Annotated in this window: 17 protein-coding genes and 1 other annotated feature; of the genes, 8 read left to right on the top strand and 9 right to left on the bottom strand. The window is 36.6% G+C overall.

What is annotated here, in order from left to right:
- Positions 1 to 15: 15 nt before the first annotated feature.
- Positions 16 to 1,017: a proline racemase family protein gene (locus AB9L17_RS01515; protein WP_223554734.1), complete on the bottom strand. Its 1,002-nt coding sequence runs from the start codon at positions 1,015 to 1,017 to the stop codon at positions 16 to 18.
- Positions 1,018 to 1,476: 459 nt separating this feature from the next.
- Here AB9L17_RS01515 and AB9L17_RS01510 point away from each other — a divergent pair, with 459 nt between their 5' ends.
- From AB9L17_RS01510 to AB9L17_RS01500, 3 genes are all read left to right on the top strand, one after another.
- A complete protein-coding gene (locus AB9L17_RS01510; RefSeq protein WP_068985870.1) occupies positions 1,477 to 2,025 on the top strand; it encodes a helix-turn-helix domain-containing protein in 549 nt (182 codons plus the stop codon).
- Between the two features lie 223 nt (positions 2,026 to 2,248).
- Positions 2,249 to 2,513: a binding site (T-box leader), on the top strand.
- Positions 2,514 to 2,580: 67 nt separating this feature from the next.
- Positions 2,581 to 3,828, top strand: a complete 1,248-nt coding sequence (locus AB9L17_RS01505) for an MFS transporter (RefSeq protein ID WP_375199953.1) — start codon at positions 2,581 to 2,583, stop codon at positions 3,826 to 3,828.
- A gap of 195 nt (positions 3,829 to 4,023) precedes the next feature.
- Positions 4,024 to 4,401, top strand: coding sequence for a hypothetical protein (locus AB9L17_RS01500; RefSeq protein ID WP_375199952.1), 378 nt, complete (start codon positions 4,024 to 4,026; stop codon positions 4,399 to 4,401).
- Between the two features lie 74 nt (positions 4,402 to 4,475).
- Here AB9L17_RS01500 and AB9L17_RS01495 read toward each other — a convergent pair whose 3' ends face one another.
- From AB9L17_RS01495 to AB9L17_RS01485, 3 genes are all read right to left on the bottom strand, one after another.
- Complete coding sequence (locus tag AB9L17_RS01495; protein ID WP_068985867.1) at positions 4,476 to 5,660, bottom strand: NAD(P)/FAD-dependent oxidoreductase; 1,185 nt, start codon at positions 5,658 to 5,660, stop codon at positions 4,476 to 4,478.
- 50 nt (positions 5,661 to 5,710) lie between these two features.
- The gene (locus AB9L17_RS01490) at positions 5,711 to 6,139 is read right to left on the bottom strand and encodes a DUF1641 domain-containing protein (protein WP_068985866.1); all 429 of its coding nucleotides are present in this window, start codon (positions 6,137 to 6,139) and stop codon (positions 5,711 to 5,713) included.
- A gap of 692 nt (positions 6,140 to 6,831) precedes the next feature.
- A complete protein-coding gene (locus AB9L17_RS01485; protein WP_223554739.1) occupies positions 6,832 to 8,349 on the bottom strand; it encodes a DHA2 family efflux MFS transporter permease subunit in 1,518 nt (505 codons plus the stop codon).
- A 156-nt stretch (positions 8,350 to 8,505) separates the two neighbouring features.
- On the opposite strand from AB9L17_RS01485, the gene AB9L17_RS01480 reads away from it, so the two are divergent.
- On the top strand, positions 8,506 to 9,408 hold the full coding sequence (locus AB9L17_RS01480) for a TetR/AcrR family transcriptional regulator (protein WP_068985864.1): 903 nt from the start codon (positions 8,506 to 8,508) through the stop codon (positions 9,406 to 9,408).
- A gap of 104 nt (positions 9,409 to 9,512) precedes the next feature.
- Here the strand turns inward: AB9L17_RS01480 and AB9L17_RS01475 are convergent, their stop codons facing one another.
- Both AB9L17_RS01475 and AB9L17_RS01470 read right to left on the bottom strand, forming a co-directional pair.
- A complete protein-coding gene (locus tag AB9L17_RS01475) occupies positions 9,513 to 11,156 on the bottom strand; it encodes a sensor histidine kinase (protein ID WP_223554741.1) in 1,644 nt (547 codons plus the stop codon).
- Positions 11,153 to 11,854: a response regulator transcription factor gene (locus AB9L17_RS01470; RefSeq protein WP_068985862.1), complete on the bottom strand. Its 702-nt coding sequence runs from the start codon at positions 11,852 to 11,854 to the stop codon at positions 11,153 to 11,155. The genes AB9L17_RS01475 and AB9L17_RS01470 overlap by 4 nt, the downstream gene beginning before the upstream one ends.
- A 103-nt stretch (positions 11,855 to 11,957) precedes the next feature.
- On the opposite strand from AB9L17_RS01470, the gene AB9L17_RS01465 reads away from it, so the two are divergent.
- The 3 genes from AB9L17_RS01465 (at position 11,958) to AB9L17_RS01455 (ending at position 14,333) form a co-directional block, all read left to right on the top strand.
- Entirely contained in the window at positions 11,958 to 13,127 is a 1,170-nt protein-coding gene (locus AB9L17_RS01465) for a DUF418 domain-containing protein (protein ID WP_068985861.1), read from the top strand.
- A 201-nt stretch (positions 13,128 to 13,328) separates the two neighbouring features.
- Positions 13,329 to 13,883 carry a DUF1273 domain-containing protein gene (locus tag AB9L17_RS01460; protein WP_223554743.1) on the top strand — a complete coding sequence of 185 codons (555 nt, stop codon included), beginning with the start codon at positions 13,329 to 13,331 and terminating at the stop codon, positions 13,881 to 13,883.
- A gap of 135 nt (positions 13,884 to 14,018) precedes the next feature.
- The gene (locus tag AB9L17_RS01455; RefSeq protein ID WP_068985859.1) at positions 14,019 to 14,333 is read left to right on the top strand and encodes a hypothetical protein; all 315 of its coding nucleotides are present in this window, start codon (positions 14,019 to 14,021) and stop codon (positions 14,331 to 14,333) included.
- A gap of 334 nt (positions 14,334 to 14,667) precedes the next feature.
- Here the strand turns inward: AB9L17_RS01455 and AB9L17_RS01450 are convergent, their stop codons facing one another.
- From AB9L17_RS01450 to AB9L17_RS01440, 3 genes are all read right to left on the bottom strand, one after another.
- The gene (locus AB9L17_RS01450) at positions 14,668 to 15,996 is read right to left on the bottom strand and encodes an L-cystine transporter (RefSeq protein ID WP_302621809.1); all 1,329 of its coding nucleotides are present in this window, start codon (positions 15,994 to 15,996) and stop codon (positions 14,668 to 14,670) included.
- A 498-nt stretch (positions 15,997 to 16,494) separates the two neighbouring features.
- A complete protein-coding gene (locus AB9L17_RS01445) occupies positions 16,495 to 17,451 on the bottom strand; it encodes a GGDEF domain-containing protein (protein ID WP_375199951.1) in 957 nt (318 codons plus the stop codon).
- On the bottom strand, positions 17,411 to 18,310 hold the full coding sequence (locus AB9L17_RS01440) for an EAL domain-containing protein (protein WP_223554746.1): 900 nt from the start codon (positions 18,308 to 18,310) through the stop codon (positions 17,411 to 17,413). Before AB9L17_RS01440 ends, AB9L17_RS01445 begins: the two co-directional genes overlap by 41 nt.
- Before the next feature lie 163 nt (positions 18,311 to 18,473).
- Here AB9L17_RS01440 and AB9L17_RS01435 point away from each other — a divergent pair, with 163 nt between their 5' ends.
- Positions 18,474 to 18,692, top strand: a complete 219-nt coding sequence (locus tag AB9L17_RS01435) for a hypothetical protein (protein WP_139114468.1) — start codon at positions 18,474 to 18,476, stop codon at positions 18,690 to 18,692.
- Positions 18,693 to 18,713: the final 21 nt, after the last annotated feature.

Raw genomic sequence — 18,713 nt, 5'->3', positions numbered from 1 at the left:
AAATCAGCAGCAAATTTACTTCAATAAAAACCCTCTATTAAGGGGATCCTCTGGACTAATCACGAATTGATGGAAACCTGTAATAAAGGCGTTCCCAGTAACTTTTGGAATAACAGCTTTATAGTCATCCACTTTCGTTAAAGAAAGTATTTCACCAACAAATTGTCCATCTGTTATACTTTCATGAATAAAACTTCCACTTTCCTTCAGTACGCCACGTTCGTATAAAGTAGCTACTCTTGCAGCAGTACCAGAACCACATGGAGATCGATCTACCTGTTTGTCAGCAAAGATTGTGACATTTCGTAAATCCGCATGGCTGTCTTTTGGATTATCAGAGAAAATTACACCATAGATCCCCGTTATATCTTCAAATGGATGTTTTACTTCAATTTGACTTTCAATATAATGTTTAATTTTGTCACCCGATACTTGTAAATCCCATAAATCTTTGTTGTTCACTTTCAAGCCAATTTTTTCACTATCAACCACGGCATAAAAAGCACCACCGTATGAAATATCCACATCAAATTCGTAACCATCAATTTTAATCGGAAAATCTTTTCTATAGACAAAAGAAGGTACATTTTCAAAGGAGACAGATTCTACTTTAGTTCCTCTACACTTTGCATACGCTGTTACAGGCCCACACGGACAATCAATGATCAGTTTATCATTTTCATCTTTCACCTCAATCATGCCTGTTTCAATAGCCATGGTCACTACCGCAATAACGCCATGGCCACACATTGTACTCCAACCCTCATTGTGCATAAACAACACACCTAGATCTGCGCCTTCGCTTGCTGGTGGAGTAATAATGCAACCATACATGCCATCATGACCTCTAGGCTCATACATTAAAACTTCTCGAATATGATCTAAATGTTCCATACAATAGGCACGTCTTTCTAGCTGCGTGCCTCCTTTAATTTCTGGTAAACCTCCAGTAATAATACGCAACGGTTCTCCAGATACATGGAGATCAATCGTAGTAAACATTTTTTTGAATTCCATCATTCTTCCCTCCAATTTGTTTGATATTTAATACATTTGTTAATAAACACGTTATTTAATCTTAGCTTTAATTATCTGCAAATATCCCTCTAAATTTAAATGTGACTTAAATTTTCACCTAAAAAAATTGCATTTATTAAATGCTATTTCATGATTCACCTAGATATGAACTTGATTATTACATAAAAAATTCAACTTCATAAAGTTTATGTAAGTAAAATTTAAATACCACTTAAATTTTATCAAAAGATAAAATTAGAAATGTAAAGCGTTTACAATTATTATACATCCAATTTCTGAAGATTCAATATTTTTCCCAAAAGACTTCTACTAAAAAAGTTAAACGTCAACAGATCTCGCAGTTAAAAACAACTCAAACCCAAAGGCTACCATAACTTTACAAGAATTTAAGTATTATATATACTTTATTACAATAAGACTATATTTGAGGTTGATAAAATGGATCAAGATATAGGGATTTTAATAAAAAGACTTCGTAAGTCAAAAAAAATGACATTAAAGGAAGTCTCTGAAAAAACAGATTTATCGATAAGCTTTTTATCTCAAGTAGAACGATCTCTTTGTTCTATCACATTACATTCCTTGCGCAAAATATCTGAAGCTCTTGGTGTTAGTCCTAGTTATTTCTTTCCGGATACAATACAAATGGACAAAGATATGATTAGGCGAGGAACTTATAAACAATCCGAACATAAGTCATCGTTTATTTATTCGGACCTTTCTGGAAATGTATCAAATCCTATATTTGTGCCGATTTTAGTAACCTTATTACCCGGAGACCAACGAGAGACCCCTTTTTCACATGCAGGACAGGAGTTTATATATGTCACCGATGGAATCTTGACAATCATTCTTGATAATACAGAATATGATCTATATCCTGGGGATAGTATTCATATGAATTCGACCATCCCCCACAACTGGTTTAATAAAACAGATAAACCTACAAATTTTATATTTATTACTTCAACTACCATCAAAGTTTAAATTAATACCATAAATCCACTAACTGACGCATTGCTTCGTTTATTTTGATAAAACTTAATAGATGGCAAGAGTCAATTATTCACCTATTTTAATTAAACAAGCCAGCAGCCCTTTATATTGAAATGAAAGGCTACTGGCTTATATTTTTAAAAATACTTTTCGGTTTATCGGAATATTCCAAAAGTAACACTTTACTAAAAATACAAATTTATGCTACACTAGCGAAAATACATTGAAGAGAAAAGTAAATAAGGCTGTTCTTCCCAGAGAGCTCGAGTTGCTGAAAACGAGTAGGAACGAATTATTGAAACAAGCCTCGGAGTAGCGCATTGGATTTCTACTTGAATGATGGTGCGACGGGAACTCCCGTTACAGAGTAACAGTATAAGCATAAGTATGTATGCCGTACTGAAAAGGCTATTATGATGACATAATAGTGAACTAGGGTGGCACCACGTGAATATAAATTCCACAATCTCGTCCCTAAGACAAATCGTCTTGGAGGTGGGATTTTTTTGTTTAGTTGCTTGTAAACAAACACTAGGAGGAATTTATATGAGCATGAATAAATTATTAGAAGCGTGGCGTTATCCGGCTATATTATTGTTTAGTATTGGTGTTTCCAGTGTTGGAAGTTGGATATATTTTATCGCTTTAAATCTTATTGTCTTAAACCTTACAGGGTCAGCTATAGCTGTGTCCGGTTTATATATCGTTAGAGCGTCATCCACACTATTTTCCAGTTTTTGGTCAGGTAGTTTGATAGATCGTTTAAATAAAAAATATCTAATGTTTGTTCTTAACATTTTTCAATCTTTACTAATTATCATACTTCCCTTCTTTTCTACTTTAGCTTGGATTTACGTCTTAGTCTTCGTAATCACCATAGCGAGTTCTATGTATCACCCAACTTCCATGACTTACATTACGAAATTGATACCCATAGAACAAAGGAAACGTTTTAACTCACTTCGTAGCTTACTCGATTCAGGCGCATTCATAACTGGTCCAGCCATTGCAGGAATGCTATTTACGATTGGAACGCCTAATACGGCCATATATTTGAATGCCATTGCTTTATTTTTATCAGCCTGTATCACATTAGGTATGCCTAATGTTGAAGCCAATGAAGAACTTACTAGTAAAACCGATCATACATTTTCCTTCAAGTTATTAGTAGATGATTGGAAACTTGTTATAAGATTTAGCCTTAAAAATTCCTATATTATGATAATCTATTTTTTATTTAGTGCGATGATTGTCATGATGACAGCGACGGATTCTTTAGAGGCTGCCTTTGCTACTCAAGTACTTTCATTATCCGAAGGTGAATATGGTATTTTAGTAAGCATAGCAGGTGCTGGAGTATTAGTTGGTTCTTTAACGAATACAGCAATCGTAGAAAAAGTGTCAACTGCTTGGCTAATAGGAATGGGTTCGGTAATAACAGCATTAGGCTATTTAACTTTCACATCCTCTTACACATTTCTTATCGCTTCTTTTGGATGCTTTCTTTTGTCCTTTGCGACAGCCTTTGCCAATACAGGTTTCTATACCTTTTATCAAAACAATATTCCTGTCGACAGTATGGGGAGAATAGGAAGTATCTACGGTTTTGTGGAAGCTTTGTTCGTAATCATCATAACTGCCATCTTTGGAGTTGCAGCTGAAATTATATCTATTCGAAATGTTGTTATATCCGCATCCATCATCATGTTTTTAGTAGCATCTACATTGCTAATTTTGAATATTCAACCCTCGAAGGCTAGATTCTATAGAAATATTTCTAAACTCAATGAGTAGAGGGAATTTTAATACTGTCGCCGCTTCGCTATGCAAACGGAAGCAATAGCGATATAAAAATCGTAGCGCCTCCTATTAGAAGGGGCGCTACGTAAAATGTGTGGGTTAAGACATAATAGTTTCTACCGTTGTATCGATAGCTCTATTCATAGTTTCGGCTTCTCTATCTGTCACTAGGGCTCTTCTTTCCATCGCTTGGTCGGGGCTATCCACGATTTTGGCTGTTCTATCCACGACTTTGATGGTTCTATCCACGAATTCGGCCGCTCTATCCACGACTTTGATGGTTCTATCCGTCACTCCGACTCTTCCTTCCGTCGCTTTGACCTTCCTATCCGTCGCTTCGGCATTTCTTTCCGTCGATCCGACTCTTCCTTCCGTCGCTTTGGCCTTCCTATCCGTCGCCCCGACTTCTTTCCGTCACTTCGGCCTTCCTATCCGTCGCCCCGACTTCTTCCCGTCGCTTCGGCATTTCTACCCGTCGCTCCGACTCTTCCTTCCATCGTCCCGATTTCTATCCGCCACTCTGACTCTCCCATCCAGCTGAAATGCCGAGCACTCACTTCACCCTAAATCGTATGTATACCCTAATAAAATTAAAAAAGGGCATGAATTCAATATAACAATTGAATCATGCCCTAAAAATATTAGTACGCTAAGCCGAATAGCGCTTTGATATGTGTAAGATAGCGAATGTTAGACGCTTCTTTCATAAGTGTTGCAGGAAGACCTTTCAGTTCTGTGTTGCTAGCACCAATTGTCGCAACAGCGTCTTTACGACCTAAGCTTGCAAGTGTACCAGAGTTAACTGCAGAGAAAGACTTCATCTCTTGGTTTTTGTATTGTGCGAATAGGTTGTAGCCAGCGCACTCACCCATTTGCCATGCAACTTGAGCAGTTGGTGCGTATAGTGGACGTCCGCCATCAGCTGGTAATGCAACAGATGCGTCACCAATTACGAATACATCATCGTGAGATGTAGATTGTAAGAACTCGTTAATCGTTGCTTTACCGCGGTCAGCAGCAAGGCCAGATTCTCCTACTAGTGGAAGTGGAGCTACCCCACCTGTCCAAACAAGTGTATTGGCAACGATTGGTTCACGATCTTTAAGAGCGATGACATTACCCTCAACGCCTGTAACAGGAGTACCTGTAATAAATTCAACACCACGTTTTGCTAAGCTTTCCGTAGCACGTTGGATCAATGTATCTGGAAGTACTGGTAAGATTTTTGGACCAGCTTCCACAAGTTTGATTTTAAGATCAGCAAAGTTAACACCGTGTTTTGCTGCAATTTTCGGGAAGTTGTCCACGATTTCACCAACAAGCTCGACACCTGTTAAACCGCCACCACCGATAACGATTGTCGCATCTGCTTCGTCTTTCGTTTGTGCATATGCTTTAATACGGTCTTCGATGTGTCTGTTAATTTTGTTTGCATCGTTCACTGATTTAAGTACCATAGAGTTTTCTTCTAATCCAGGGATACCGAAGAATCCAGTTTGGCTACCTAAAGATACTACTAATGTATCGTAATCTAAAGTATAACCAGTATCTAGGTCAACTTTTTTAGTGTCTACATTGAATTTCGTTACTTTAGCAATTTGTAAATCGATATCTAAACCTTTAAAGATTTTTTTAAGTGGTAAAGCAACAGCACCTTCAGCAATAGTACCACCAGCTAAACGGTGAAGCTCAGTGATAATTTGGTGTGTTGGGAATTGGTTTACTACAGTAATTTTAGCTTCATCAGCTGATAAATACTTACGTGCAGTTAATGCAGTTAAAACGCCAGCGTAACCAGCACCTAAGATGACGATTTCTTTTGACATGATTAATTAATCCTCCGTCCTTACGAATTGAATATATCTCGAGTCGAGTCTTATTTAGATTTACGTTCAGCGCTTACTTGTAAGAAAGCATTAACAAAACGGAAAACACCTTGAACTTGTGGGTCTTTTAACATTTTCATAAGACCGAATAAACCAATTACTTCTTGGCTTTCAGAAGCACGATCTTTCGCTTCAATTGCAGTAGCTGCAAGATTTTTTGCTGAGCCTACTACTGGGCCTGCCATTTCTGTTACAGCACCAACAGTATCATTTTTCAGCACTTCGTCAGTTGCAACAGCTTGAGCGAACTCATACGATTTTGTTAATAACGTCATCATTTCAGTTAACTTTGGTAATTGCTCAACTAAAGTTGTAAGTGATTCCTGAACCTCAGGCTTTAATAATTGATCTAGCACATCCAGTTGTTCTTGACTTACAGTTAATTGTTCAGACTGTGTTTGGTTATTCGTTTCTGACATTTTGAACTCTCCTTTGCCATCACTATTACTATTTTAATTTTATATTGCTTCCATGTAAAAAAGACCATTAAGGCACTTCTTAACAGTCGTTACAGCGCGTATGTCTTACAAATCACCAGTCTAAGAGCTGGACAGCAATTCATATGATTTGTTATTACAATGTTAACTTTACTTTGCAAAAAGTGCATCATAATTCCATCCTTATCTTGTCTTGGTGACATTACAAACTCCATTATAAGACTGTTTGCATATTATTTCAATGAGCTAAATCACAATTTCGACAATCTTTTCAATATTCATTGATTTTGTCAACTATATATTGTATTTAAGTTTGCTTTTCATCCACATTGTTAAAAAATACAATATTATCAAACGTAACTATCTCTGCAAAATATTTGATTTTTAATAATAATTGTTCTTGCTTCGTTTTGTTTTTAATCTTCCCCACCATCGTTCGTGTAATACTTTCTATTTTATATATATAATGTAGGAATTCATTTTCATATAAAAAAATCAACAATCTCTTTTACCTTATTGCTTCTGATATAAAAGGATTTATCGACCAATTATTCGAGTATACCGAAAACTAATTATGATTTATTACCCAAATCTCCTCATTTATCGATAACAATTATTGCGTCATCAAAAAACCTGTTAGAAGAAATATTCTACTAACAGGTCCATATCACAAATTATTTTGTTGGTTTTTTCAAATCCATGGAAGCCGCAGCACTTTCAACTTTCACACGTTTTAGGAAAAGTGCTAGCACAAGTGCCACCACTGTAAGACCTGCAGCAATTAGGAATGAGTGAGTAATACCATCCAATAAAGCATTTTGCATAATTTGTTCTTGCATTTGTTGCATTTGCTCAGGCGTTGGTGCAGCACCCGATTGTGCCGCATTTACCTTCGCTTCTGCAATTAAATCCTGTGCTGTTGCTTTTGTACGGGTATTCATAAACGATACCATCAAAGCACTACCTATTGCCCCTGCCACTTGCTGTACAGTATTGTTAATGGCTGTACCATGTGGATTCATCATTTGTGGTATTTGGTTTAAACCGTTTGTCATAATTGGCATCATAACCATAGACAAACCGAACATACGAATTGTGTACATTGACACGATAAATGTATAGCTTGAATCTATTTCTAACTTCGTTAAGCCGAATGTTGCTAGTGTTGTAATGGTTAAACCGATCATCGCTAACACTCGCGGTCCGAATTTATCAAAAAGCTTCCCTGTAATCGGCGACATAAGCCCCATAATCAGTGCCCCAGGAAGCATCATTAAGCCCGCTTCAAAAGGTTCAATGCCACGAATTGATTGCACATATGCAGGTGTTAAAATCATCCCTGAGAACATAGCCATTGATACGATAACAGAAATAGCCGATCCCAATGCAAACATTGGATATTTGTAAATACGTAATTCTAGCAAAGGCTGATCCATACGTAATTGTTTTAACACGAAGATTATTAATGCGATAAAGCCAACTGAAATCGTGCCATATACCCAAGGACTTGACCAACCCTTATCCCCCGCTGCACTAAATCCATACAGTATACCACCGAATGCTATTGTTGATAATAATACGGATGGGAAATCTAAATGAACTTCACGTGTCTCCATCACGTTATCTAATTTCCAAACAGCAAACAATAAACTAATTACAGCAAACGGAATAATCATTTGGAATAGCATACGCCAATCATGGTGCTCAACAATATATCCTGATAATGTTGGACCTATTGCTGGTGCCATAATCATGACTAAACCAAATATCCCCATCGCTGCCCCACGTTTTTCTCTTGGGAAGCTAGTTAACATGACATTCATTAAAAGTGGTGACATTGTCGATGCACCTGCAGCTTGCACCATACGTCCTGCTAATAGCATACCGAAGTTAGGTGCAAAACCTGCCATAATTGTACCGATCGTAAAGACTGACATCGCTGCAATAAATAAATGTCTATTTTTAAAGCGTGTTACAAAGAATGCCGAAGCTGGTACCAAAATACCACTTACAAGCATATATCCTGTCGCAAGCCATTGTACCTTAGAATACGTTGTGATCCCAAAATCTTTCATGATTGTTGGTAATGCAACGTTTAACAATGTGTTATTTAGAAAGGCAACAAAAGCACCCACAAATAAAATAGCAATCATGCCATAGGGGGGCTTTTTCATTGTTTGCTCACTATTCATTTATATCCCTCAATTCCTTCTTGTTTTTTCAATAAAACTTATTTTATACTCGCAGTCTATTTTTTTCAAGAATTAAGATTAAAAAATTCATAAACATTGATATATAGGCATTTTCGATGTAGAATGGTAGTATAATATCTTAAAAAAGGTGAGGTTATGAATAAAAGAAAAAGACAAATCATTACAGCCGCTCGTGAGCTTTTTATCGAAAAAGGATTAGTGGACACATCCATTAACGATATTATTAGTGCAGCTAAAATTTCGAAGGGCACGTTTTATAATCATTTTTCTTCTAAAAATGAATGCTTAATCGCCATACTAGATGAGGGACGTGAGGAAGCGAGCAATCGCCGTCACGAATTACTATACGGTAAAGACCCTACTGATTTGGAAGTATTAACACAGCAAGTTGCCGTACTCATGTATGTCAATCGCGAGCACAATCTAATTCAAATTTTTGAATCGGTCACCCATTCTCGTGACAAAGAACTTAAAAAGATTATTTTGAACTATTACTTACAGGAGCTAGAATGGCTTGCGAATCGTTTTGTACAAGTTTTCGGTGAAGAAATTAGTACACTGAGCTATGAATGCGCTATACAAGCTCTCGGAATGATTAACCTCTCATTACGCGCAGTTTTAATTTCGGATTTCCAATTTATAAGTCGTGAAACAATTGTCCGTGTAGCATTGCGTAATATTAAAGCAATCATTCCTGTCATGTTAGAATCCAAAGAAGTCATTATAAATGTTGAAATGATTAACGCTATTCAAAATGTGGCGAACTATCAATCCATTAACAAGGAAATGATTGTTGAACAATTGCAAGGATTTATGAAAGGATTGTCTAAGGATGAAACCCTTGAAGGCTTGGAATACACTGAATTTTTGATGGAAGAATTACAATGTGAGAAACCAAAGCTTTTCATCATCGAATCACTACTTACTCCTTTCCGAAAAGCATTTGTTGGGACGGAACACGCTGCTGAAGCACGTGACATCGCCAATAATTTATGGCGCTATGTAAAAATTGAGCGACCATCAGAGAGATGTATATAGAAAAATAGCCGCGCAAACTCATCAATGCATAAAAAAGGCAGTACAAAGTGAAAGATTCATCACTTGTACTGCCAAAATTAACTTACTCTTTAACTAAGGACCTGCTATTTACAATTAAATTTCAAGTCAAAAACTGTACCTTCTGCTCCCGATCGGACACTAATGGTACCATCGTGTAAATCAATTAACTGCTTAGTAATCGCCAATCCTAGGCCTGTACCCGTTGTATCATCTGTAGTATTAGTACCTCGATAATAACGTTCAAAGAGATTATCTAACTCTTCTTGTGGAATACCCGGACCTTGATCAGCAATAGTTAGCATAACTCCCTTGCCTATATTTTGCGCTTCTACACTTACCTTTGTACCAACAGGAGTATATTTCTTAGCATTAGTTATTAAATTATCTAAAATGCGCTTTAATAGAAGATCGTCCGCTTCGAGCATGACATTCCCATAAACCTTCACAGACACCTGCTCGTCTGCAAATTGAGGTAACCATACGTTAAGTGGTAACAACACTTTTTCAAGCTGGATCGCTTTATTTTTTAATTGGTACGTATATGTTAAGTCTTGTATAAGGGCATCCATATACGTCGCCTTCTCCTGCATCGTATTCGCAAAGATACGCATTTCTTCCTTTGTCCACTCATAATCCTCTGAAGCAAGCATTGTTGAGTAACCAAAAATAGAGCTTAACGGTGTCTTTAAATCATGTGATAAGCCCGTAATCCACTCCTCACGTAATTGCTCCGCGTGCTTAATTTGCCTTTCATTAGAGGAAAGGCGTATCGATAAATTATTGAGGGATTCATCCACTGGCTGAAATAATTTAAATTTCCTTTTCAACTTACCCGTCTTCCGATGATGGATATTTTTATCTCTCACTTCACTGTAATCAAACTGTGTCAGTCGCTCTATACGGGATATCACATAAACAAGCGGACGAACAAATTGACGTGAAATGCTAATCGATAAAAAGATAACCCCTATTAACAATATAAAATGTCCACCAAAGAAGATGGAAGCAAATAAAACCATCGCTTTATAAAAAGGTTCTTCAAATGGCTTATAGGATGGATTGGGCATGCGTACAACTAATGTCGAGCCATCCTCTAAAGCAGCACTTTGTGTAAGCTCTTCATGCTCGAAAATATCATATTGTTCTTCTAGTAACTGGGGCTTATGTAGCTTTTCATAGCCCTCACCAATGACTCCTACACGGTCCCACTGCTCGTTATAGATTTCAACAGAAGCCTTCTTATCTTGTAAACGTTGAAGCAGTTCTGAAGAGATCTCCCCTTTATCCTTCCAACTCTGATATACTTCCTCAAAAAGTGGTTGGACAGGTGATGTCGGGAGGAATAGCAAATAGTAGTTAGGAATCTCCCACGTGTGCATTCCTGGACGTTTAAGAGCGATGATTTCGTTATCTGTCATTTCACAGAGTTCGCAACTCTCTCCCGTGTAATCAACAATGTCCATCGATTGATCGAACAAATATAGTTGCCCTGCGTTCTCCTTAGCTCGCTTCACTAAATAATCAGCAATCTTAATGGATTCTCCTTTTTCTACGACAGCATCATCTTTTATTTCAGAAGAAGTCATTATATGAATATTGTCACCGACATGACCGTTGATAAAGATCGCAAAAAACACCAAACTAATAATAAAGCCAGAGATAATTAGTAAGTAAAATATAGTGAAATAAGATACAAAACGAAGTGATAATTTTCCAGCTGGCTTCATGATTGAACATCTCCAACTAGTTTATAACCAATCCCCCTCACAGTTATAATGCACGTTGGTTTACCTGGATTCTTTTCAATTTTTTCTCGTAGTTTTCGAATATGAACCATCACTGTATTATCATCAAACAAACAATCGCCCCAGACTCGCTCATAAATCTGTTCCTTTGATAATACTTGCCCTACATTCTCACATAAATATTTCAATAAATGAAATAATCGCCCACTAATAATTTCCTTTGTATCATTTACAGTTATCTCCGCTGCATCGATATCAAATGTAAATCGACTACAAGTAAATAAATTACTTTCTGGCACACCCTTTTTCTTTATATATCTCGCAAGCTGTACTTTCACCCGCGCAACAAGCTCAAGTGGATTAAATGGTTTCGTAATATAATCGTCTGCACCGTTCATAAAACCACGAAGCTTATCTGCATCACTACCTTTAGCCGTTAAAAAGAATATAGGTGCATCACTTTGCTCACGAATCATATTCGCCATTTCAAGCCCGCTACCGTCTGGAAGCATAATATCTAATAGGTAAAAATCAAAAACCTTCGTTTCAATTTTCTTTTTTGCTTCTTGAACAGTGCCGCAGAGTGTAATGTTTAATAATCCTTCTTTTCTTAATATAATTTCAATCATTTCCGCAATTGCAAGTTCGTCCTCTAACACTAAAATCGATGCATCTCGCATTCTATCACCTACTTTTAAGATTACTTTAAGGTTGTCATTATTTCACCATAAGTTTTGTAAACTACACTATGTATAAGATAACCAATTAAGGAGATAAAACGCAATGACAACAAAACGTGTTACCTTCATAGATACAATGCGTGGTTTTAGTTTATTTGGCATCTTAATGGCGAATTTGCTGATTTTCCAGTTTGGCATGTATGGCAAAGATGAACTAAAAGATCTATCCGCCCTTGATAACGGGGCTTTGTATTTTGTAAAAGTCTTTATAGAAGGCTCTTTTATGCCGATTTTCACCATTTTATTCGGCTTCTCTCTTATTAAATTGATTGAGTCTATTCGTAAAAAAAAGGATAAGAGTCGATGGTCTATTTTACGTCGTGCTACCGGGTTAATAGGCTTAGGTTTACTACATTCAACGTTTTTATGGGAAGGTGATATTTTATTTTCCTATGGCTGCATGACTTTATTTTTAATTCCATTTATTAATCGCAAACCAAAAACGTTATTTATTTGGTCTGGTATCTTATTATTACTTACAATAGCCTTTTCATTCGGTTCTATGACAGAATCCGAAAAAGAACAAAAAGAAATGCAAACTTATATTCAAAAGGCCGACGATGTATATGCTAATGGCAGCTATTCCGAAATACAGGATTTCCGCTCAAATGTTACCCCTCCTGGAATGGATGATCCTGCTCTCATATTCATTCTTCTTATTATTGGACCAGTATTTTATGCGTCATTATTCCTCTTCGGCATGGGGCTCGCTAAAAAGCAAGCTTTTGTAAATATGGAGGACGAAAAGAAATGGTATAAGCTAGGTGCATTGCTCGTTCCAATAGGGCTAGCATGTAAAAGTTTAAGTTTTATAGAAAGTAATTTTTCTGACATGTTGATGATGGGTGGTTCACAGTTACTGTCAGTTGGCTATGTCTGCCTTGCAGCTTTATTATATAACACTCGCCCAGTACAACTGTTAGCTCCTGCCTTTGAGAGTGTTGGTAAACTATCATTAACCAATTATCTAATGCAAACGATTATTTGTACAACAGTATTTTACGGATATGGTCTAGGCTTATTCGGCAAGCTAGGCGTGTTCGGCGGTATTTTATTTGGAATCGTTTTGTATAGCTTACAATGTGTTTTCAGCCTTGCCTATTTAAAGAAATTTAAACGCGGACCTTTCGAAACTGTACTGCGCGTTTGGACGAATTGGTCCTGGAACGGACAGGTTAAAATCAAACAGAAAGGAAGTACTTCACATGAATAGTGACTCCAAAGAGGACTTTACAGACACATGGTGGTTTTTAGGCATATGTGCTGCTGTAGCTGCAGTCTTAACACTATTTGCGTTTTAATAAGCTAATCATTCACTCATCTTGGGAACAACTATACAACATATTGAAATTCGTTTTACCTGCCCCCTACTGTATACTAGTACTACATAATATACAGCTTAGGGGGCGTTTTATTGTTACAGCGAATTATGATCACTGGCTATAAACCACACGAACTAGGAATTTTCAACGACAAGCATCCTGGCATTGCCATCATAAAAAAAGCACTCGAAGACCGTCTACGGATTCTGATTGATGAAGGGTTAGAATGGGTGATTATTAGTGGTCAGCAAGGGGTAGAATCATGGGGTGCTGATGTTGTTCTTATGTTAAAAAAAGAATTTCCGCATGTAAAATATGCTGTTATTACTCCTTTTTTAGAGCAGGAGAAAAACTGGCAAGAGCCAAAAAAAGAAAAGTATCAATCATTAGTAGCTCAAGCAGACTTTGTAACGAGCGTTACGAAAAAGCCATATGAGGCTCCGTGGCAATTTATCGAAAAAGACAAGTTCATTATTCAAAATACAGATGGTTTACTGCTAGTTTATGACGAAGAAAATGAAGGCTCCCCTAAATATATGAAGCGTCTAGCAGAAAAATATATGGAAACACACGACTATACACTTTTAATGATCACAGCCTATGATTTACAAATAATAGCAGAAGAAATGCAACAACAAGATTGGTGAGAAATATTGCTATAATTTTCTGATAATTATATACTAGAATAAATAGACACTTGTAGTTGGAAGAGTTTATCTAAGTTCTTTGCTTGTTGCTTTACGATCCTTTGTTGCTACTATCCTATAAGGAGCTGTTAACATTTGAGTAAAAAAATCGAAATGATTCTTGAGTCTGCGCCGGTGAATGTTTCTCACGATACATACCGCAGAGAATGCAAATATACACGCGGGATTCATATTGAAGAACAAGAGTTTAAAGCTATTTTAGATTCAATGTGCCACGATTCACGCTTATATTTTGATTTCCATAATCCACGTAAAGAGATTAAAAAGGGAACATATTTAAATGGACACTCAGGGTTAGCACGTAATATTTATGATTACTATAAAAACATTTACGACATCGAGATTAACGAACTCATGAATGGCAAAGACTTTTATGTGAAATTAATTTAGAGGGTTGAATTGATTCTTGATCATTAAAGTGGCTATTACTTACATCACAACCCGCTTTTATATCTGATACCAGGCGTTTGATTAGGAAAAAATAGGTTTATTATTGAGCGAAAAAAAGGATTTTTTCGTTACTGTTTCGTCTATATATTCCCATTTTGACTAATTGTAGCGTAGGGCTACTCGACTCCCGCGGGAAAGCGAGACAGACGAGACCCTGCACGAAGCGGAGCGAAGGAAGCGGCTCGTCGCTCAGAGCCTTTAAGATGGATAAAAGCCAACACACCTGATCTGATACAAAAAGAGCTACTCTCAAACGAGAGTAACTCTTTTTTGTTTATAGGTCCGCTACTTGAGCTCCTAATTCTTTATTATTGTACATTTCCGTATCCAACTCTTTTGTGACACGTGCTGTTGTCACACCTGCCATCATTGAACCACTTACATTAAGAGCAGTACGCCCCATGTCGATTAATGGCTCAACAGAGATTAATACACCAGCAAGTGCAATCGGTAAATCGAGTGCTGATAATACAAGAATTGCCGCGAATGTTGCACCTCCACCAACACCAGCTACACCAAATGAACTGATTGCTACGACTGCGATCACAGTAATGATGAATACTGGATCAAGCGGATTAATGCCTACTGTAGGTGCAATCATAATCGCTAGCATCGCAGGATAAACACCGGCACAGCCATTTTGACCAATAGATAATCCGAATGAGCCTGAGAAGTTCGCGATCCCCTCAGGTACACCGAGACGACCTGTTTGCGTTTTAATATTCATCGGTAAAGTACCTGCACTTGAACGTGAAGTGAAAGCAAACAATAATGTTTCTGCAGATTTTTTTAAATACGTAAATGGATTTAAACCACTTAATGTAAGGATTAATAAGTGTACTATAAACACAATGAATAACGCTACATAAGACGCAATAACAAACTTACCTAAATTATAAATTGCCCCGAAATCAGATGTTGCCACTGTACGAGCCATAATGGCTAAAATACCATATGGTGTTAAACGTAAGACAATTGTTACAACGCCCATTACTAATGCATAGATTGCATCCAAGCCCTTTTTAATAGTGGCCGCAGTAGCTTCATCTTTACGTGCTATACGTAAGTATGCAAAACCTAAGAACGCTGAAAAAATAACAACAGCGATCGTTGATGTCGAACGAGCACCTGTTAAATCTAAAAATGGATTTGCTGGGAATAACTCAATAATTTGCGTTGGTAAATCCGGCGCAGTTAATCCAGAAGTTTTTTCCTCTAAATATGCTCCACGCTCAGTTTCTGCTGACCCTTGTATAATGTGGGAAGCATCTAAATCGAAAACTGTTGCTGAAAAAATACCAACCGCAGCTGAAACAGCAGTTGTACCGATTAAAATCGCCAAAATAAGTGCTGCCATTTTCCCAAAGTTTTTGCCAACTTTCATTTTCGTAAAGGCTATTAAGATTGAAATGAAAATTAATGGCATTGCAACCATTTGTAGCAATTTAACATAACCAGTACCAATAATATTGTACCAACTTGTTGTTTTAGCTAAAACTTCAGAATCAATACCATAAATTAAATGCAGTCCAAGACCAAGTGCAATACCTAAACCTAAAGCTGTAAAAACACGATTTGAAAACTTAACGTGTTTTTTATTCATAAGATATAAAATCCCAACGAACACAAGTAAAACGGCTACGTTAAGAACGATTTGTAATGTAGACAATGGAAAGCCCCCCAACCAGTTTGTTTAATGTAAATCGAATTATATACCTATAATCCCTATAATTCAAGTATGTTTTGTTTAGATTAATATTTTCTTATAATGAAAGCTGTTATTTCTTATGATTATTCCCCAAAAACGAAATATAATAATTTAAATTTAACAGTAGACTTTTTTCGTTAAGGAAGGAGCAAGAGTGGTAATTGCCGACTTTAATGAGGATGCATTAAACAAGGACACCGCTAATGCATTCGATGTGAAGTAGATGTTGCTGCAGAAGAAGAGATTCAAGAAATGATGATTAAAACCATTACTCATTTAGGTCTTATTTATATTTTAGTCGACAACGCTAGAATTGGTGACGATCTGCAAGCAGCAGTAAATACGAAGATGCTTTTGTGGAGTACTTACTAAAAGATAAAAAACCTACTTCGTTTAGTGAACGAGATAGGTTTCTTTTTCATGATCATTAACTAGATAAGAGCTTCCTGAAATTGTTTTACATTGTTTTTTCACACGCGTCACCGCATCTGACAATTGATCAACAGATTCAAATTGCTGATATTGATTTGTTATAACTGCGATGGATAGTGAAGTGCATGTGAACGGCTCAAGTGTACCAGCCCTATTATGAATCTGTAATTGCCCTAAATCTTCTAGTTCATAAAAGCTCAAAATGAATGCATCAAACTCATCAATAATTATTTGACAAATTGAGTTAGCCTCAAAATGAGGAAGAATAGCAACGAAATCATCTCCACCAATATGCCCTAAAAATTCCTCTGTACCAACTATATTTCTTTTTAAGATGTCTGTTAAATACAGTAAAATTTTATCCCCTTTATTAAAACCATACGTGTCATTATAGGATTTAAAATGATCTAAATCAAAATATATTAAACTATATCGCGGTAGCTGTAATGCTTCTTCGAGCTTTTCATCAATTAATTTATTGCCTGGAAGACTGCTTAACGGATTCAAAAAGCTTGCAATAGCTACTTGTGTTTCTACAAGCTTTAACAGTAATTCTCGAATACTTACGACACCATAATATAAGCCATTTTTTGTTACAATCACATCATCATATAAGTCCTCTGGTCGTCTTTGCATCGCTTCCGTGCTGACTTCTGTTATAGGTGTATGACGATCTATAATTAAAGGATTCTCTTTCATAATAAGTTGATTTTGCCGTCCCATAAATAAATTATAGCCATAACGTGTACCAATTTTTTGATAAAAATGTGTGCGTGTAATATGCCCAATTGGTTTGTCATCTCGAACAACAACGACACTACGTAATGACGGATCGTTTGTAAAAAGCAAATCCACTTCTTTATTTTTCACAAATTCATCAATACAAGGAACACTTTCTATGACTTCCCCTATTTTCATGGTCATCCATCCTTATTTTCCCCAAATGTATTTCCTTTGCGGGTTTCCCTATCGCATAACCTTGCGCGTAGTGAATACCAATATTATGTAAATAGTTTAATTCTTCCTGACGTTCAATACCCTCTGCAATAATTTTTGTCTCAGCCTGCTCGGCGTATCTCATGAGCAATGTGACCAGCTGCTGTTGCTCGCTGTTTTTATCAATAAATTGTATTAAAGAACGGTCTAGTTTAATAAATTCTGGCTTTAAATAAACAAGTGTTTTTAAGCTATTGTATCCTGAACCCACATCATCCACTGCGATTCGATAACCCTGTGATCGATAATGTGATAACACACGTTCAAACTCCACAAAATCTACTACGGCACTGCGTTCAGTTAGCTCAAATACTACCTGTTGTGGTTTAATACCCAGCTCTTTTAATAATTGTAAGGTTTCACCACTATGGTAGTTCTTATCAAGTAAGACATTCGGATGTATATTAACAAATACTAAAAAGCCTCTGTTTATCCAATCTTCGTGCAGTCGTTCTTGGAAGCGCTGCAATGAAAGATTACGACAAAAGCACTCAAATAAAAATACGCAGTCCGTTTGTCCAACAAATTCATAAAACTGATCGACACTATTAAATAATTCTGAACTCCACGGACGATTCAACGCCTCAAAACCCACCGTTTGCCTCGTCTGTAAATCGACGATAGGCTGAAAATATGTATCCAAATTCTTGTCCTGAATAATTTGCTTCAACGCTTTTAAACGTTTTATATATAAAGTATTGTTTTGATGCTGCCCATATAAATGCTTGAAATAGGAAAATAAATTATTTGTTTTTATGCTTTGTCTCACAACAGACTCCATACTAGCACCTCTTAATTTGGTTATTACAATCCATTGTACCCTTTTATTGTAAATTCATTGTTAATAGTATGTAAAATAGATGGCTCTAGCACTAGATTCCCTTTTCAATAGTGTATAAAAGTAATCATTTTTGATCACTTGGTAGAGTGGGTATAAATTCAGGATGGGAGAAGGCAGTTCGAGCAAAGGTTACTGGAGGTTGGTTGTTTTATCAGCGATTCGTTGTGGTTTATCAGCGATCTTGACTGATTTATCAGCGATTCGTTGTCCTTTATCAGCGATCTTGGCTGGTTTATCAGCGATTCACGCCCCTTCTTTCAGCAATACTAATGGTATTTTACTGACAAGTACTTTTATAATAAGAATAGAAGCACAATCATAAGAAAGGTTGCTTGATATCCTA

The sequence above is a fragment of the Lysinibacillus sp. RS11 genome, from assembly GCF_042019215.1.
GTDB lineage: Bacteria > Bacillota > Bacilli > Bacillales_A > Planococcaceae > Lysinibacillus > Lysinibacillus xylanilyticus_A.
The sequence above is the reverse complement of the archived record's forward strand: the minus strand, read 5'-3'. Positions and strand labels throughout refer to the sequence as shown.

What these genes read in the sequence shown, in the direction of transcription:
- AB9L17_RS01495 (WP_068985867.1), bottom strand. Translation starts at nt 5,660, where the DNA reads ATGTCAAAAGAAATCGTCATCTTAGGTGCTGGTTACGCTGGCGTTTTA.
- AB9L17_RS01465 (WP_068985861.1), top strand. Translation starts at nt 11,958, where the DNA reads ATGACAACAAAACGTGTTACCTTCATAGATACAATGCGTGGTTTTAGT.
- AB9L17_RS01445 (WP_375199951.1), bottom strand. Translation starts at nt 17,451, where the DNA reads ATGAAAATAGGGGAAGTCATAGAAAGTGTTCCTTGTATTGATGAATTT.
- AB9L17_RS01510 (WP_068985870.1), top strand. Translation starts at nt 1,477, where the DNA reads ATGGATCAAGATATAGGGATTTTAATAAAAAGACTTCGTAAGTCAAAA.
- AB9L17_RS01435 (WP_139114468.1), top strand. Translation starts at nt 18,474, where the DNA reads ATGGGAGAAGGCAGTTCGAGCAAAGGTTACTGGAGGTTGGTTGTTTTA.
- AB9L17_RS01485 (WP_223554739.1), bottom strand. Translation starts at nt 8,349, where the DNA reads ATGAATAGTGAGCAAACAATGAAAAAGCCCCCCTATGGCATGATTGCT.
- AB9L17_RS01475 (WP_223554741.1), bottom strand. Translation starts at nt 11,156, where the DNA reads ATGAAGCCAGCTGGAAAATTATCACTTCGTTTTGTATCTTATTTCACT.
- AB9L17_RS01505 (WP_375199953.1), top strand. Translation starts at nt 2,581, where the DNA reads ATGAGCATGAATAAATTATTAGAAGCGTGGCGTTATCCGGCTATATTA.
- AB9L17_RS01515 (WP_223554734.1), bottom strand. Translation starts at nt 1,017, where the DNA reads ATGGAATTCAAAAAAATGTTTACTACGATTGATCTCCATGTATCTGGA.
- AB9L17_RS01450 (WP_302621809.1), bottom strand. Translation starts at nt 15,996, where the DNA reads ATGAATAAAAAACACGTTAAGTTTTCAAATCGTGTTTTTACAGCTTTA.
- AB9L17_RS01480 (WP_068985864.1), top strand. Translation starts at nt 8,506, where the DNA reads ATGAATAAAAGAAAAAGACAAATCATTACAGCCGCTCGTGAGCTTTTT.
- AB9L17_RS01440 (WP_223554746.1), bottom strand. Translation starts at nt 18,310, where the DNA reads ATGGAGTCTGTTGTGAGACAAAGCATAAAAACAAATAATTTATTTTCC.
- AB9L17_RS01470 (WP_068985862.1), bottom strand. Translation starts at nt 11,854, where the DNA reads ATGCGAGATGCATCGATTTTAGTGTTAGAGGACGAACTTGCAATTGCG.
- AB9L17_RS01490 (WP_068985866.1), bottom strand. Translation starts at nt 6,139, where the DNA reads ATGTCAGAAACGAATAACCAAACACAGTCTGAACAATTAACTGTAAGT.